The organism is Pseudomonas sp. 05L36 (assembly GCF_056398125.1).
In genome coordinates this window covers 24,686-39,663 of the sequence record NZ_JBFTOU010000013.1, presented here as the reverse complement: position 1 = coordinate 39,663, position 14,978 = coordinate 24,686, and the positions used below count along the sequence as shown (strand labels likewise).

General features: G+C 60.8%; 15 protein-coding genes and 1 pseudogene. 8 read left to right on the top strand and 8 right to left on the bottom strand.

From position 1 onward, the window contains the following. Position 1 precedes the first annotated feature (1 nt). A complete protein-coding gene (locus AC1DKH_RS15570) occupies positions 2 to 1,276 on the top strand; it encodes a uracil-xanthine permease family protein (RefSeq protein WP_477756262.1) in 1,275 nt (424 codons plus the stop codon). Positions 1,277 to 1,399: 123 nt separating this feature from the next. Here the strand turns inward: AC1DKH_RS15570 and hemH are convergent, their stop codons facing one another. Beyond that, the gene (gene hemH / locus AC1DKH_RS15565) at positions 1,400 to 2,422 is read right to left on the bottom strand and encodes a ferrochelatase (RefSeq protein ID WP_477798606.1); all 1,023 of its coding nucleotides are present in this window, start codon (positions 2,420 to 2,422) and stop codon (positions 1,400 to 1,402) included. A gap of 13 nt (positions 2,423 to 2,435) precedes the next feature. Then, positions 2,436 to 3,338 (bottom strand): TIGR01777 family oxidoreductase, encoded by a 903-nt coding sequence (locus AC1DKH_RS15560; RefSeq protein WP_477762642.1) that lies wholly within the window; start codon positions 3,336 to 3,338, stop codon positions 2,436 to 2,438. 196 nt (positions 3,339 to 3,534) lie between these two features. Here AC1DKH_RS15560 and AC1DKH_RS15555 point away from each other — a divergent pair, with 196 nt between their 5' ends. The 7 genes and pseudogenes from AC1DKH_RS15555 to AC1DKH_RS15525 all read left to right on the top strand — a co-directional run bounded on the left by AC1DKH_RS15555 (position 3,535) and on the right by AC1DKH_RS15525 (position 9,329). After that, on the top strand, positions 3,535 to 4,521 hold the full coding sequence (locus AC1DKH_RS15555; RefSeq protein WP_477756333.1) for an NAD(P)/FAD-dependent oxidoreductase: 987 nt from the start codon (positions 3,535 to 3,537) through the stop codon (positions 4,519 to 4,521). Positions 4,522 to 4,679: 158 nt separating this feature from the next. Continuing rightward, positions 4,680 to 5,639 (top strand): YbgA family protein, encoded by a 960-nt coding sequence (locus AC1DKH_RS15550; RefSeq protein WP_477798605.1) that lies wholly within the window; start codon positions 4,680 to 4,682, stop codon positions 5,637 to 5,639. Then, positions 5,639 to 6,580, top strand: coding sequence for a MerR family transcriptional regulator (locus tag AC1DKH_RS15545; protein ID WP_477798604.1), 942 nt, complete (start codon positions 5,639 to 5,641; stop codon positions 6,578 to 6,580). Before AC1DKH_RS15550 ends, AC1DKH_RS15545 begins: the two co-directional genes overlap by 1 nt. A gap of 21 nt (positions 6,581 to 6,601) precedes the next feature. Then, complete coding sequence (gene phrB / locus AC1DKH_RS15540; RefSeq protein ID WP_477760536.1) at positions 6,602 to 8,044, top strand: deoxyribodipyrimidine photo-lyase; 1,443 nt, start codon at positions 6,602 to 6,604, stop codon at positions 8,042 to 8,044. 2 nt (positions 8,045 to 8,046) lie between these two features. Further along, a pseudogene (locus tag AC1DKH_RS15535) lies at positions 8,047 to 8,145 on the top strand (transcriptional regulator); the annotation flags it as partial. Then, positions 8,142 to 8,924 carry an SDR family NAD(P)-dependent oxidoreductase gene (locus AC1DKH_RS15530; protein WP_477798603.1) on the top strand — a complete coding sequence of 261 codons (783 nt, stop codon included), beginning with the start codon at positions 8,142 to 8,144 and terminating at the stop codon, positions 8,922 to 8,924. The pseudogene AC1DKH_RS15535 and the gene AC1DKH_RS15530, both read left to right, overlap by 4 nt. Positions 8,925 to 9,023: 99 nt before the next feature. Next, on the top strand, positions 9,024 to 9,329 hold the full coding sequence (locus tag AC1DKH_RS15525) for a YkgJ family cysteine cluster protein (RefSeq protein ID WP_007981864.1): 306 nt from the start codon (positions 9,024 to 9,026) through the stop codon (positions 9,327 to 9,329). 141 nt (positions 9,330 to 9,470) lie between these two features. Here the strand turns inward: AC1DKH_RS15525 and AC1DKH_RS15520 are convergent, their stop codons facing one another. The 6 genes from AC1DKH_RS15520 to hemA form a co-directional block, all read right to left on the bottom strand. Continuing rightward, on the bottom strand, positions 9,471 to 9,989 hold the full coding sequence (locus tag AC1DKH_RS15520; RefSeq protein WP_477798602.1) for an acyloxyacyl hydrolase: 519 nt from the start codon (positions 9,987 to 9,989) through the stop codon (positions 9,471 to 9,473). Positions 9,990 to 10,113: 124 nt separating this feature from the next. Further along, on the bottom strand, positions 10,114 to 10,905 hold the full coding sequence (gene murI, locus AC1DKH_RS15515; protein ID WP_477788575.1) for a glutamate racemase: 792 nt from the start codon (positions 10,903 to 10,905) through the stop codon (positions 10,114 to 10,116). Then, entirely contained in the window at positions 10,898 to 11,653 is a 756-nt protein-coding gene (locus AC1DKH_RS15510) for a molybdopterin-synthase adenylyltransferase MoeB (protein WP_477754147.1), read from the bottom strand. Before AC1DKH_RS15510 ends, murI begins: the two co-directional genes overlap by 8 nt. Further along, on the bottom strand, positions 11,647 to 12,477 hold the full coding sequence (prmC, locus tag AC1DKH_RS15505; RefSeq protein WP_477754148.1) for a peptide chain release factor N(5)-glutamine methyltransferase: 831 nt from the start codon (positions 12,475 to 12,477) through the stop codon (positions 11,647 to 11,649). Before prmC ends, AC1DKH_RS15510 begins: the two co-directional genes overlap by 7 nt. Then, positions 12,478 to 13,560, bottom strand: coding sequence for a peptide chain release factor 1 (gene prfA, locus AC1DKH_RS15500; protein ID WP_477798601.1), 1,083 nt, complete (start codon positions 13,558 to 13,560; stop codon positions 12,478 to 12,480). Continuing rightward, positions 13,557 to 14,846: a glutamyl-tRNA reductase gene (gene hemA / locus AC1DKH_RS15495; protein ID WP_429389579.1), complete on the bottom strand. Its 1,290-nt coding sequence runs from the start codon at positions 14,844 to 14,846 to the stop codon at positions 13,557 to 13,559. The genes prfA and hemA overlap by 4 nt, the downstream gene beginning before the upstream one ends. Between the last annotated feature and the right edge of the window lie 132 nt (positions 14,847 to 14,978).

Below are 14,978 nucleotides of genomic sequence, written 5' to 3'. Positions count from 1 at the left end.
CATGCAGCAAGAGTTCAACGATCCGCTCTGGCGCACGGTGCTGTCCGGCGCACAGATGCTGTTCGTGGCCTTCGGCGCCCTGGTGTTGATGCCGCTGATCACCGGCCTTGACCCGAACGTGGCGCTGTTCACGGCCGGCCTGGGGACGATCCTGTTCCAGATCGTCACCGGGCGTCAGGTGCCGGTGTTCCTGGCATCGAGCTTTGCCTTCATCACCCCGATCATTCTCGCCAAGGGCCAATTCGGCCTCGCCGCGACCATGGGCGGTGTGATGGCGGCGGGTTTTGTCTACACCTTCCTCGGCCTCGCGGTGAAGATCAAAGGCACCGGTTTCATCGACCGCCTGCTGCCGCCGGTAGTGATCGGACCGGTGATCATCTCGATCGGCCTGGCCATGGCGCCGATTGCCGCCAACATGGCCATGGGCAAGGCCGGCGACGGCAGTGAATTGATTCATTACCAGACGGCGATGATGATCTCGATGCCTGCACTGCTGACCACGCTGATCGTCGCGGTTTTCGGCAAGGGCATCTTTCGCCTGGTGCCGATCATCTCTGGCGTGCTGGTCGGTTTCGGCATGGCGTTCTACTTCGGCGTGGTCGATACCGCGAAGATCGCAGCGGCACCATGGTTCGCCATCCCGAACTTCACCGCGCCGGAATTCAACTGGCAGGCGATCCTGTTCATCGTTCCGGTAGCCCTGGCTCCGGCCATCGAACACATCGGCGGCGTGATTGCCGTGGGTAGCGTGACCGGTCGCGATTACCTGAAGAAGCCTGGCCTGCACCGCACCCTGCTCGGCGACGGCATTGCCACCACGGCGGCCGGTCTATTCGGCGGCCCGCCCAACACCACCTACGCCGAAGTGACCGGCGCAGTCATGCTGACCAAGAACTACAACCCGAAAATCATGACCTGGGCGGCGATCTTCGCCATCAGCCTGGCGTTTATCGGCAAGTTCGGTGCGCTGCTGCAAAGCATTCCGGTACCGGTGATGGGCGGGATTCTCTGCCTGTTGTTCGGTTCGATTGCGGCGGTGGGGATGAACACGCTGATCCGCCACAAGATCGATCTGGCCGAGGCGCGCAATCTGGTGATTGTTTCGGTGACCCTGGTGTTCGGGATCGGCGGCGTGCTGATCGGCACCGGCACCGGGCCGGACGATTTCGGCCTCAAAGGCATTGCGCTGTGTGCGGTGGTGGCGATTGGCTTGAACCTGATCCTGCCGGGCAATGACAGCTGGAAGCACAAGAAGGCGAATGAGCCGCTGATCTGACTGGGTGAATACCTGAGACCGTTGTTGTCAGTCCCATTGCATTCGCGGGCAAGCCCGCTCCCACAGGTTTCGCACTGACCTTGTGGGAGCGGGCTTGCTCCGGGCGGCGTTCCGACGAAGCTTTTAAAGCACCAACGGCGCACGCTCGCACAACGCACTCAACGCCCGAGCCCAACGCGGGTCATCGTTAAGGCACGGTACCAGCACCAACTCCTCTCCCCCTGCTGCGCGGAATTGCTCCTTGCCGCGATCTCCGATTTCTTCCAGGGTCTCGATACAATCGGCAACGAACGCCGGGCACATCACCAGAATCTTTTTCACGCCGCTTTTGGCCAACTCATCGAGGCGCGCTTCGGTGTAGGGCTCGATCCATTTGGCGCGTCCCAGACGCGACTGGAACGACACCGACCACTTGCCCTCCGGCAACCCCATGCGCTTGGCAAACTCTGCCGCCGTACGCAGGCACTGGCCGCGATAACAGGTGTCGACCACCTCAGGTGGCGCCCCGGCGCAGCAATCGCCGCCCCCTTCGAAGCTGTGACCGGGGTTGAGCTTCTTCAGATGCCGCTCCGGCAATCCATGAAAACTCATCAATAAATGATCGTAGTCCTGCTGCAAATGCGGCCGCGTCGTGGCGACCAGCGCATCGAGGTATTCCGGTTGATCGTAGAAAGGTTGAAGAACCGACAATTGCACGTTGAGGTTTTTCTCGCGTACCACGCGTTTGGCTTCCTCGATGACCGTGGTGGTGGTGCTGTCGGCGAACTGTGGATAAAGCGGCGCCAGCGTAATCCGCTTGTGCCCTGCGCCGACCATGCGCACCAGTGTCGATTCGATCGACGGCTCGCCATAGCGCATGGCCAGTTCGACCGGGCCGTGGTGCCACTGGGTGGTCATGGCTTGTTGCAAACGACGGCTGAGTACCACCAGCGGCGAGCCCTCGTCCCACCAGATCGAGGCATAAGCATGGGCCGACTGCTCGGGACGCTTAATCAGGATCAGCGACACCAGCAAGCGTCGAACCGGCCATGGCAGGTCGATCACGTACGGGTCCATCAGAAATTGGTTGAGGTAGCTGCGCACATCCGCCACCGAGGTGGAGGCAGGTGAGCCCAGGTTGACCAGAAGCAACGCGTGATCAGTCATGCAACGTCCTATTTCAAAGGCGACTGGACAGATCGTCCAGAGCCGCGCGCAAATCCATGAACTTAAAAGTGAAACCAGCCTGTAACAAACGCACCGGGGTGGCGCGCTGGCCGCCCAGCAACAGTAAGGACAACTCACCCAGCCCCACCTTCAATACGAAGGCAGGCATCGGCATGAACGCCGGGCGATGCAGTACGCTACCCAGCGTCTTGGCAAACTCGCGGTTGCGCACCGGTTTGGGCGCGCACGCATTATAGGGACCGCTGGCCTCGTTGCGATGCAGAAGAAAATCAATCAGGGCGATTTGATCGTCGATATGAATCCACGGCATCCACTGCCGGCCGTTGCCGATCGGCCCTCCCAGACCCAGTTTGAACGGCAGTAACAGCCGCGACAAAAAGCCACCCTCCGCCGACAGCACCAACCCGGTACGGATGTGAATGACGCGAATGCCCATCGCTTCGGCCCGCTGTGCAGTCTCCTCCCAGGCGATGCATAACTGGCTGGCGAAGTCTTCACTGATCGGCCCCGAATCCTCGGTCAGTTCACGCTCGCCGCCGTTGCCATACCAGCCGACAGCTGAACCGGAAATCAGGACCCGGGGTTTCTGCTCGCGACTTTCGAGCCACGCCAGCAGGGTTTCGGTGAGCGTGATGCGACTGCTCCACAACAAGGCTTTTCGCTTGTGCGTCCAGGGTCGGTCGGCAATCGGCGCTCCGGCCAGATTGACGATCGCATCCACTGGCTCCTGCCCCAGATCCTCCAGCCGGGCAATTCCACGCACTTGGGTACCACATGTTTTCGCGACTTTTTCAGGCTGGCGACTCCAGACTGTCAGGCGATATCCCTGACCCGACCAGTGCCGGCAAAGCTGACGTCCTATCAAACCAGTACCGCCGGTCAGCAATATGTGCATGACTTCTTCCTCGCGTGGCGTTTTACCCTGTCCATTAGTCTATTTTTATAAGCAGGGATCTTTGGTATCGAGCAGGCTCTATGTTTAACAATAGGCCAAGCTGTCAGAACGAGAACGCTAAAAGTTATACCAACAAACAATATTGTACAGGTTTGAACCCCGGCGTAGTCTGTACAGAAAGGTAAACGAGGCACCTATGACTGTACCTATCGCAATCATTGGCACCGGCATTGCCGGACTCTCCGCCGCCCAGGCCCTGACTGACCTCGGGCATGTGGTTCAACTGTTCGATAAAAGCCGCGGTAGTGGCGGGCGCATGTCGAGCAAACGCAGCGATGCGGGCGCTCTGGACATGGGTGCGCAGTATTTCACCGCCCGTGACCGTCGCTTTGTCACCGAAGTCCAGCGCTGGCAGGCCAAGGGCTGGGTTGCCGAGTGGACGCCGCAGCTGTACACCTACCATGGTGGCCAGCTTAACCTGTCGCCAGACGAGCAGACCCGTTGGGTCGGCACGCCGCATATGAGCGCCATCACCCGCGCCCTGCTTGGTGAACTTGAAGTGCATTTCGCCTGCCGGATCACCGAGGTCTATCGCGGTGAAGAACACTGGCATCTGCAGGACGCCGAGGGCTTCACCCACGGACCGTTCAGCCACGTGGTCATCGCCACGCCAGCCCCGCAGGCCACGGCTTTGCTGGCATCTGCGCCGAAACTCGCCGGTGCCGCCGCCGGGGTGAAAATGGACCCGACCTGGGCCATCGCCCTCGCCTTCGAAACGCCACTGGAAACGCCCATGGAAGGCTGCTTCGTGCAGGACAGCCCCCTCGACTGGCTGGCTCGCAACCGCAGCAAACCCGGGCGTGACAACACTCTCGACACCTGGGTGCTGCACGCAACCAGCGCCTGGAGTCGCCAGCACATTGACCTGTCCAAGGAAGCCGTGATCGAACAACTGCATGGCGCCTTCGCCGAACTGCTGCACGATTCCATGCCCGCACCGACCTTCAGCCTCGCCCACCGCTGGCTCTACGCCCGCCCCGCCAGCAGTCACGAATGGGGCACCCTGGCCGATGCAGACCTGGGGCTGTATGCCTGTGGCGACTGGTGCCTGTCCGGGCGCGTCGAAGGGGCCTGGCTCAGCGGTCAGGAAGCCGCTCGCCGCTTGCATGAACACCTGCAGTAAGCAAAGGCATCAACCCGAGCAAATCGCTGCTGTCGCCATGGACAGCAGCCCGCCACAATACTTATACACAACATTTGACTTGTACAACTTCGAATCTATGATGAAGTTATCCTGTACAGACTCGACCGTCTGCACCGGTTCAGATTCGAGGTGCTCCGATGTCCCACGCCCACGCCAAACCGAAAATCGCCATCAGCGCCTGCCTGATGGGGCTCGACGTGCGCTACAACGGCGGGCACAAGGAATCGCGGTTGTGCAGCCGCACCCTCACTGATTACTTCGATTTCATCCCGGTCTGCCCGGAAGTGGCCATCGGCCTGGGCGTGCCCCGCCAACCGATTCGGCCAGTGGGCAGCGCAGATCAACCCGAAGCCGTGGGCACCCTCGACCACAAGCTTAACGTGACACAACCGTTGGCCACCTACGGCCGGGACATGGCAGCGCAGTTGGGGGATATCTGCGGCTACATCTTCATGCAAAATTCCCCGTCCTGTGGCCTGGAGCGGGTCAAGGTCTACCACGCCAACGGCGCACGGGCGGATATTGGCGGGCACGGGATCTACGCCCGGGCCTTCTGCCTGCGGCACCCGGACTTGCCGGTGGAGGAAGACGGCCGGCTCAACGATCCGGTGCTGCGGGAAAACTTCCTCACCCGGGTGTTCGCCTACAGCGCCTGGCAGCAGCTACGTCAAGAGGGCATGACCCGGCACGGTCTCACGGGCTTTCACTCGCGCTACAAATACCTGCTGATGGCCCACAACCCGGTGCAATACAAAACCCTGGGCAATCTGCTGGGCAACATGGGCAAAACCGATCCGCAGGAACTGGGCCCCCGCTATTTCAGCGAACTGATGTCGGCACTGAAAAAATGCGCCACCCGCCGTACTCACACCAACGTCCTGCAACACCTCAGCGGCTACCTGAAACAGGCCATCAGCGGCGAAGACAAGCAGGAAGTGCAGCACGTAATCAGCCAATACCGCCTGGGTATCGTGCCGCTGATGGTGCCGCTGACGCTGCTCAAGCATCACTTTCGCCAACACCCCGATCCGTACATCGCACAGCAGGTTTACCTGCAACCGCACCCGGAAAACCTCAGCCTGCGAAACGCCATCTGATGAAAAAAAAACTCGACACCAGCGCCCGCGAAGACCTCGGCGATGACTGTGAAAAGGCGTTGGACGAAGGCTGGCTGCCGATCCGAGAAGTGGCGCGGCAAACCGGCGTCAATGCCGTGACCTTGCGCGCCTGGGAGCGGCGCTACGGTCTGATCGTGCCGCAACGCACACCCAAGGGGCATCGGTTGTTCTCGGCCGACCATGTACAACGCATCCAGGCCATTCTCACCTGGCTCAACCGTGGCGTTGCCGTCAGCCAGGTCAAGCAACTGCTCGACACGCCGCAAGCCTTCAGCGAGTCCGTCGACAACGATTGGCACGCCTTGCTGCAAACGTTGCTGCAGGCGGTCAGCGGATTGCAGGAGCGCACTCTGGATGACAGCGTCAATCAGGCGATGGCGTTGTATCCGCCGCGAACCCTGTGCGAACAGTTGCTGATGCCCTTGCTGGCCGCTCTGGAGCAACGCTGGCAAGGCCAGTTCGGTGCGCAGATGGAGCGGGGCTTTTTTTGTGCCTGGCTGCGTAGCAAGTTCGGTGCACGCATCTACCATAACAATCGTCAGTTGTGCACCGCGCCGCTGCTGCTGATCAACCACTCGGACCTGCCCATGGAGCCGCACCTTTGGCTAACGGCCTGGCTGATCAGCAGCGCCGATTGCCCGGTGGAAGTCTTCGACGGGCCACTGCCGGTCGGCGAACTGGCATTGGCGGTCGAACTTCTGCAACCCCGTGGGATTCTGCTGTACTCAAGCAAAGCCCTGAATCCGGCGCAGCTGCCGAAACTTTTCAAAGGTGTCAGTTGCCCAAAAATGATTGCCGGACCAACGGTATGCATCCACCACACCGAGTTGTCTGTCAGTACTGCCGAGATCGCTGATTTGTACCTGGCCGAAGATCCGCTGTCGGCACATCAGGCACTCGTTCAGCGCGGGCTGATTTAAATGAATCGCGTGGATACCAACATGCAATTGATCTGGCTGCGCAGCGACTTGCGCCTGCATGACAACACCGCCCTCTCGGCTGCCGCGGCTCGCGGCCCGTGCGTGGCGGCATTTCTGTTGAGCCCGGAACAATGGCTGGAACACGACGATGCGCCCTGCAAAGTGGACTTCTGGCTGCGTAACCTACGCGAGTTGAGCCGCGAACTGGGTCAACTGAACATTCCCCTGCTGGTCCGCCTGGCACCTCGCTGGGATGACGCACCCAGCGTATTGCTGAACCTGTGCCGACAGTTGCAGATCGAAGCTGTGTACCTCAACGAAGAGTACGGCATCCACGAATCCCGTCGCGATGCAGCCGTCACCCAGACGCTGAAGGCTGAAGGCATCGAAGTTCGCCGCTACCTCGATCAATTGCTGTTCAAGCCCGGGAGCGTGCTGACCCGGACCGGCACTTACTTTCAGGTCTTCAGCCAGTTCCGCAAAGTCTGCTACGAACGACTGCACCGCTCGCTGCCCAGCCTGGTCTGCGCGCCGCACAAACAAACGCCGCTGAACATTGCCAGCGATGCGATCCCCGTGAGTGTCGACGGCTTCGCAACACCCGATGAGAACCTGCGCAACCTGTGGCCGGCGGGCGAAACCGAAGCCCGGCATCGCCTCGACAGCTTTAGCGATGTGCAGATCGCGCGCTATCAAAGCGAACGGGATTTCCCGGCGAAGCCCGGCACCAGTCAGCTCTCGGCCTATCTGGTCGCCGGGGTGATTTCTGTGCGCCAATGCCTGCACGCGGCCTTGAACAGCAATCAAGGTGAATTCGAAAGTGGCAAGACTGGCGCCGTCACCTGGATCAACGAACTGCTGTGGCGCGAGTTCTACAAACACATCCTGGTGGGCTACCCTCGGGTTTCCCGACACCGCGCGTTTCGTCCGGAAACCGAAGCATTGGCCTGGCGCAACGCCCCCGAAGAACTGGCCGCTTGGCAACAGGCGCGTACCGGTTTGCCGATTATCGACGCCGCCATGCGCCAACTGCTGGCAACCGGCTGGATGCACAACCGCCTGCGCATGGTGGTGGCGATGTTCCTGACCAAGAACCTGTTGATCGACTGGCGCGAAGGCGAACGCTTTTTCATGCGTCACCTGATCGATGGCGACCTGGCGGCGAACAACGGTGGCTGGCAGTGGAGTTCCTCCACCGGCACCGACTCGGCGCCTTACTTCCGGATTTTCAACCCGCTGAACCAGTCGGAAAAATTCGACCCCGAAGGCGTGTTCATCAAGCAATGGCTGCCGGAACTGGCCGGGCTGAATAAAAGAGAAGTGCACAACCCCGCCAATCTCGGCGGCCTGTTCGGTGTTGTGGATTACCCCTCACCGATCGTCGACTTGAGTACCTCCCGTACTCGCGCGTTGACGGCGTTCAAAAATCTACCCTCACGGCAGTACGCCGCAATTGGGTCATGAGTTACCGCTACCGGGATTGCCTCGATGCCGGGGCTCTGTTTTATGAATATTTACCCGTATTGGGCCGGGCAATTGCCTGGCTGAAAAGGAGATTGGGATGAGTTGCGCACTCGCACGACGATACTGGCTGACCGGTGCCAGCAGCGGCATCGGTGCCGCCCTGGCCGAAGAAATCCTGAAAACCGGTGCGCACCTGGCCGTCAGCTCGCGCATCGTGGCCCCCCTCAAAGACTTGTCGCAACGTTATCCGGGACAGGTGCTGGTGGTCGCCGGAGACCTGACCAACAGCCAGACCGTGCGCGAGATCGGCGAGCAGATTGCCGAGGACTGGGGCTCGCTGGACACCGTGATACTCAATGCCGGCACCTGCGAGTACGTGGATGCCAAACAGTTCGACGCCTCGATTGTCGAGCATGTCGTGCGCACCAACCTGCTGGCCAGCAACTATTGCATCGAAGCGGCCCTGCCCCTGCTGCGTGCCGGCACCGCACCGCACATGGTAGCCATGGCCAGTACGGTGACTTACCTGCCACTGCCCAAGGCAGAAGCGTACGGCGCCTCGAAGGCCGGGCTGCGTTATCTGTTCGAATCCCTGCGCATCGACCTGGCCCCGGAAGGTATTGAACTCACAGTGATCAGCCCCGGGTTTGTCGAAACGCCGCTGACGGCGAAAAACGACTTCCCCATGCCCTTGAGCTGGCCGGTGGAGAAAGCCGCACGGCACATCTTCGAAAAACTCAAGGAGCGCCCGCTGGAAATCTCTTTCCCGGCAGCGTTCATGGCCGCCCTCTGGCCGCTCTCCAAACGGCCGGACCGAGTGAAACTGGAGATCGGCAAACCCATGGTGCGCAGCCAGCCACCGATCAAGGATCAACCCTGAAAATCGCCACCATCGGCATCGGTATCGCGGACGTTCCGATACTTGAGCGTCCGTCAGACCTTTCACACAGCACCCGGCGACTGCCTTACACTGCGCGCCATGAAAACCATCCCCCATACGCAAATCGCGGAACCCGCGGTCACGTGCTCGACCTGTGCAGCCTGCTGCTGCCAGCTCGAAGTCATGCTGATCACCGATACGGGTGTGCCTGAACGGTTCATCGATACCGATGACTGGGGCGGGGAAGTCATGCTGCGCCTGGACGACGGATGGTGTGCCGCACTGGATCGCAACACGATGATGTGCACCATCTACGAAAAACGCCCGCTGATCTGCCGGGAATTCGAGATGGGCGCACCGGAGTGCATCGACGAACGCCAGGGGATTTCGACGGCGTATCGCTGAACTGGAAAACAACGCGCCCCTGTGGGAGCGAGCTTGCTCGCGATGACGATGTTTCATTCAACATCAATGTTGAGTCTGAAATCGCTATCGCGAGCAAGCTCGCTCCCACAGGGGATTTGCAACCCGCTGAAACCGTGGTGCTTACAGCGGCAACGTGTAATGCAGCGAGTAGCTTTCTACACCGTCGTTGGAACTGGCGAGCCCGGCGTTGGAATAGTGCGTCGCACGGATCCCGACTTCATGGCCGCCGTTGAAGCGCAGGCCAAAACCGAACCGGTCTTCAAACTGGAAGGCACTGCCGATGTTGTTGTCTTCGAGTCGGGTATTGGAGAACACCGCCACGCCAATGCCTGCTTCAACGTAGGGCTTGATGTTCTGACCGGCAAATTCGTAAACGAACACCGGAGAGAACGACAGGCTGTTATTGCTCGAGGTCTTGTCGCCTTCCCAATAGGTGTAGGCGCCGCTCCAGTAACCGGTCACGCGACCGACGTCACTTTGCCACCAGCTCTGGTCCCAATCGAACTGCATGCCCAGTCGATACGTCATGGTCGAATCGCTGGTCTGACCAACCGCGAACTCCACACCTGCCGCCTGCGCGGTAAAGGTGTGCCCCATTAATGCGGCCGCAATCGCGGCCAAGCAGAATAGTCGCTTCATTAGAAACTTCCTTTCCCGAACAATTTCGTATGGTTTTTTTTGTTGCTCAGCCCTGAAAAGCTATGGAAATCGGCTATTTATCAGAAGCTAACCCCAATTTTTCGTTTGATTCCCCGGAACTTTCTTACCTGTTGAAGCTTCGCACAATGCCAGCCGTATTCCACAGTATCGGCAAGATATTTCTGAAATGAACCGGATCGGCGCTGGTCCAGAACTGCGCTTCTCGGGCAGGCCCCTCGGCGAGCAGCTCGCCTTCGACCAAAAGCCGCTGGAGTTGCCGTGCGACGGCGGCACCGGTATCGATCAAGCTGATGTCCTCGGGGATCATCTGCCGGAGCATCGGCTTGAGAAAAGGGTAATGGGTGCAGCCGAGAATCAGGGTGTCCGCGCCGGCAGCCAGCAGTGGTTCGACATACCCGGCCAACAGCTGACGCAGCTCGGAACTGCGCAGATCGCCGTTTTCAATCAGTTCAACCAGACCGGGACACGGCTGGGTGATCACTTTCACGTCCGTGGCGAAGCGGTCGAGCAATGCGGCGAACTTGGCGCTCTGCAAGGTGCCGGTGGTGGCCAGCACCCCCACCACGCCGGAGCGGGTTGCGGCGGCGGCCGGTTTGACTGCCGGCTCCATGCCGACAATGGGCCATTCGGGATAGTCACGGCGCAAGTCGGCGACGCCAGCCACCGTCGCCGTGTTGCAGGCCAGCACCAGGGCCTTGGCGCCCTGTTGCTGAAAGAAGTCGGCCATCACGCTGCAACGCTGCTGGATAAATTCCGGGGTTTTCTCGCCATAGGGAATATTCCCGCAGTCGGCGACGTACATCAGCGTCTCGTTGGGCAGCAAGCACTGGATCTCGGCCAGCACCGAGAGCCCGCCGACACCGGAGTCGAACACACCAATCGGCGCTTCACGCATGTTTCGACCCACAGACGCTGCAACCCGGATCGCGCTTGACCCGCAATTCACGGAAGCGCGTGCCCAAGGCATCGATCAACAGCAGGCGCCCCACCAGCGGCTCGCCGAATCCGGCCAGCAATTTCAGCGCTTCAAGCGCTTGCAGACTGCCGACCAGCCCCACCAGCGGACCGACCACGCCGGCTTCGCTGCAGGTCAGTTCGGCTTCGCTGCCGTGCCCGTATAGGCAGTGGTAGCACGGACTCTCCGGCCGACGCGGATCGAACACCGACAGTTGCCCTTCGAGGCGAATCGCCGCGCCGCTGACCAGCGGTTTGCCGGCGGTTACGCAAGCGGCGTTGACCGCTTCACGGGTGGAAAAATTGTCAGAACAATCGAGGACCAGATCCACCCCGGCCACCACGGCGGCCAGGGAGTCTTCGTCCAGCGCCGCACGATGGGCGATCAACTGGATCTCGGGATTGATCGCGCTCAGGCGCTTGATTGCCGAATCGACCTTGGACATGCCGACACTGTCGGTGTCGTGAATGATCTGGCGTTGCAGGTTGGTCAGATCGACCGTGTCGAAGTCCGCCAGGTGCAATTCACCCACACCTGCCGCCGCCAGATACAGCGCCACTGGTGCGCCAAGGCCGCCAAGACCGACGATCAATACGCGGCTTTCCTTGAGCCGCAACTGACCGTCGATATCGATGTGTTGCAGTAGAATCTGCCGGCTGTAACGCAGCAACTCCTGATCATTCAGCACGGCAGGCGCCCCAGACTGATGCGTTGGTGACCGCCCAGATCGGTGCGGCTGTGGACTTCTTCAAATCCGCGGGTCAGCAGCAAATCGCGGACCGCCTCGGCCTGATCGTAGCCGTGTTCGAGCATCAGCCAACCGCCGGCGTCCAGATGGTCCGGCGCCTGGGCGACGATCAGGCGCAGATCCTCGAGCCCGTCGACACCGGCCACCAAAGCACTGGCCGGTTCAAAGCGCACATCGCCCTCAACCAGATGCGGATCGGCCGCTGCGATGTAGGGCGGATTGCTGATGATCAGTTGAAAACGCTGACCTTCCAGGGCACTGAACCAATGGCTGCTCAGCACGGTGGCGTTGCCCAGGTGCAGACGCTGGCGATTGCGTTCGGCCAGGGCCACGGCTTCCAGAATTCGGTCCACGGCAGTGACGCTCCAGGCCGGACGTTCGCTGGCCAGGGCCAGGGCAATCGCGCCGCTGCCGGTGCCGAGGTCGAGTACTTTAGCCGGTGTGGCCGGCAACAGTTCCAGCGCGGCCTCCACCAGCAGTTCGGTGTCCGGGCGCGGGATCAATGTGTGCGGTGCCACTTCCAGATCCAGCTTCCAGAAACCCTGCTGGCCGAGGATATAGGCCACCGGCTCACCGTTGCGGCGGCGCTGCAAATATTCGGCGAACGTCAGCGCCGCTTCGCTCGGCACGATGCGCTCCGGCCAGGTGTGCAGGAAACTGCGGGACTTGCCCAAGGCCGCCGCCAGCAGCAATTCGGCATCCAGACGCGCCGTGGGCGAGTCGGGCAAATCGGCGGCGCGCAACAAACTGGCAATGATCGTCATTTACTCACCTATCGCTGCCAGTTGATCGGCCTGGTATTCGGCCAGCAACGGCTCGATCACCGCCTCTACACCGCCGGCGAGGATCTCGTCGAGGGAATACAGGGTCAGGTTGACGCGGTGGTCGGTGACCCGGCCCTGGGCAAAGTTATAAGTGCGGATGCGCTCGGAGCGATCACCGGAACCAACCAGCAACTTGCGCTCACTGGCGATGGCGTTGGCCGCGGCGGAGGTCTGTTGATCGTTCAGCTTGGCCGACAACCAGGACATCGCCCGGGCGCGGTTCTTGTGCTGTGAACGTTCTTCCTGGCACTCGACCACGATGCCGGATGGCAAGTGCGTGATGCGGATCGCCGAGTCGGTCTTGTTGACGTGCTGGCCACCGGCGCCAGAGGAGCGATAGGTATCGACGCGCAGGTCGGCCGGGTTGATCTCGATGGCTTCCTGCTCGTCCGGCTCGGGCAACACCGCCACGGTGCAGGCCGACGTGTGGATGCGGCCCTGGGATTCGGTCGCCGGAACCCGCTGCACGCGGTGCGCGCCGGATTCGAATTTCAGCTTGCCGTAGACGTTGTCGCCCTCGACCCGGGCAATCACCTCTTTATAGCCGCCGTGTTCACCCTCGTTTTCCGAGAGGATCTCCACTCGCCAGCCACGGCGCTCGGCGTAGCGCGAATACATGCGGAACAGGTCACCAGAGAAAATCGCTGCCTCGTCGCCGCCGGTGCCGGCACGGATTTCGAGAAACACGTTGCGCCCGTCGTTCGGGTCCTTGGGCAGCAGCATGCGCTGCAGGTCGGCTTCAAGCGCGACCAGGCGTTCCTTGGCCTCGCGGACTTCTTCCACGGCCATTTCACGCATGTCCGGGTCGCTGTCCTTGAGCAGTGCCTGGGCGCCTTCGAGGTCGTCCTGCACTTTCAGCAGTTCTTTATAGACGCCCACGATCGGTTCGACTTCCGCGTACTCCTTGGAATAGGTGCGGAACTTGTTCTGATCGGAAATGACCTCGCCGTCGCCCAGCAGGGCAGTCAATTCCTCGAAACGGTCCTGGAGGATATCCAGCTTATTGAGCAGTGACGCTTTCATTGCGGTTTTTTATCCGAAAAGCTATCCGATGAGCCCTCACCGAGGGCAAAGAGTTCCTGGGCCATCGCCAGCGCATCCAGGCGACCTTCGGCAGAAAGCTTTTTCAACTGCACGCTCGGTGCGTGCAACAGTTTGTTGGTCAGGCCGCGCGCCAACTGCACCAGCACTTCTTCGGCGCTGGTGCCGTTGGCCAACAGGCGTTGGGCCTTTTGCAGCTCTTCGTCGCGCAGGCGCTCGCTTTGTTGACGATAGGCCTTGAGTACGTCCACCGCCGCCAACTCACGCAGGCGGACCATGAAGTCTTCGGCGCCGACCGAGACCATCTCTTCGGCGGCCTGGGCTGCGCCCTGACGGCTCTTGAGGTTCTCGGCAACCACCTCGTGGAGATCGTCGACGCTATAGAGGTAAACGTCGTCCAACTCGCCGACTTCTGGCTCGATGTCGCGGGGAACGGCGATATCCACCATGAAAATGGGTTTGTGCTTGCGCAGTTTCAAGGCGCTTTCCACTGCACCCTTACCCAGAATCGGCAATTGGCTGGCAGTGGAACTGATGACGATATCGCTGCGCACCAGCTCTGCCGGAATATCCGACAGCAACACCGCATGGGCACCGAACTGTTCGGCCAGAATGCTCGCGCGCTCCAGGGTGCGGTTGGCGACCACGATGCGCTTTACACCCAGGTCATGCAGATGGCGGGCGACCAGGGTGATGGTCTCGCCGGCGCCGATCAACAAGGCCTGGCTGCGTTGCAGGTCGCTGAAAATCTGCTTGGCCAGGCTCACCGCGGCAAACGCCACCGACACCGGGTTCTCGCCGATGGCAGTGTCGGTGCGCACCTGCTTGGCCGCATTGAACGTGGCCTGGAACAGCCGCCCGAGCAACGGCCCGATGGTGCCGGCCTCGCGGGCCACGGCATAGGCCGACTTCATCTGGCCGAGAATCTGCGGTTCGCCCAACACCAGCGAGTCGAGCCCGGAAGCCACCCGCATCATGTGACGAACTGCCGCATCATCTTCATGCACATAGGCGCTTTCGCGCAGCTCGTCGTAGCTCAAATGATGATATTCGGCCAGCCAGCGCAGCACGACATCCGCCGACAGGTGATCCTGTTCTATATAGAGCTCACTGCGATTGCAGGTGGAGAGGATCGCAGCTTCGCGGCTGTCGGTGAGTCGGCAGAGCTGCTGCAAGGCCTCAACCAGCTGCTCAGGGGTAAAAGCCACGCGCTCGCGGACGTCTACTGAAGCAGTCTTGTGGTTAATACCGAGTGCAAGGAAGGCCATTCAAAGTCGCTGATGGTGACGTGAAGCCGGTAATTGTCCTACTTCGACGGAATCAGAACAACCACTCGATATCTATCGCTTCGGTAGATGGCACCAACGTTGCGAGCGGTTCTCGTTTACACCCCTGTAGGA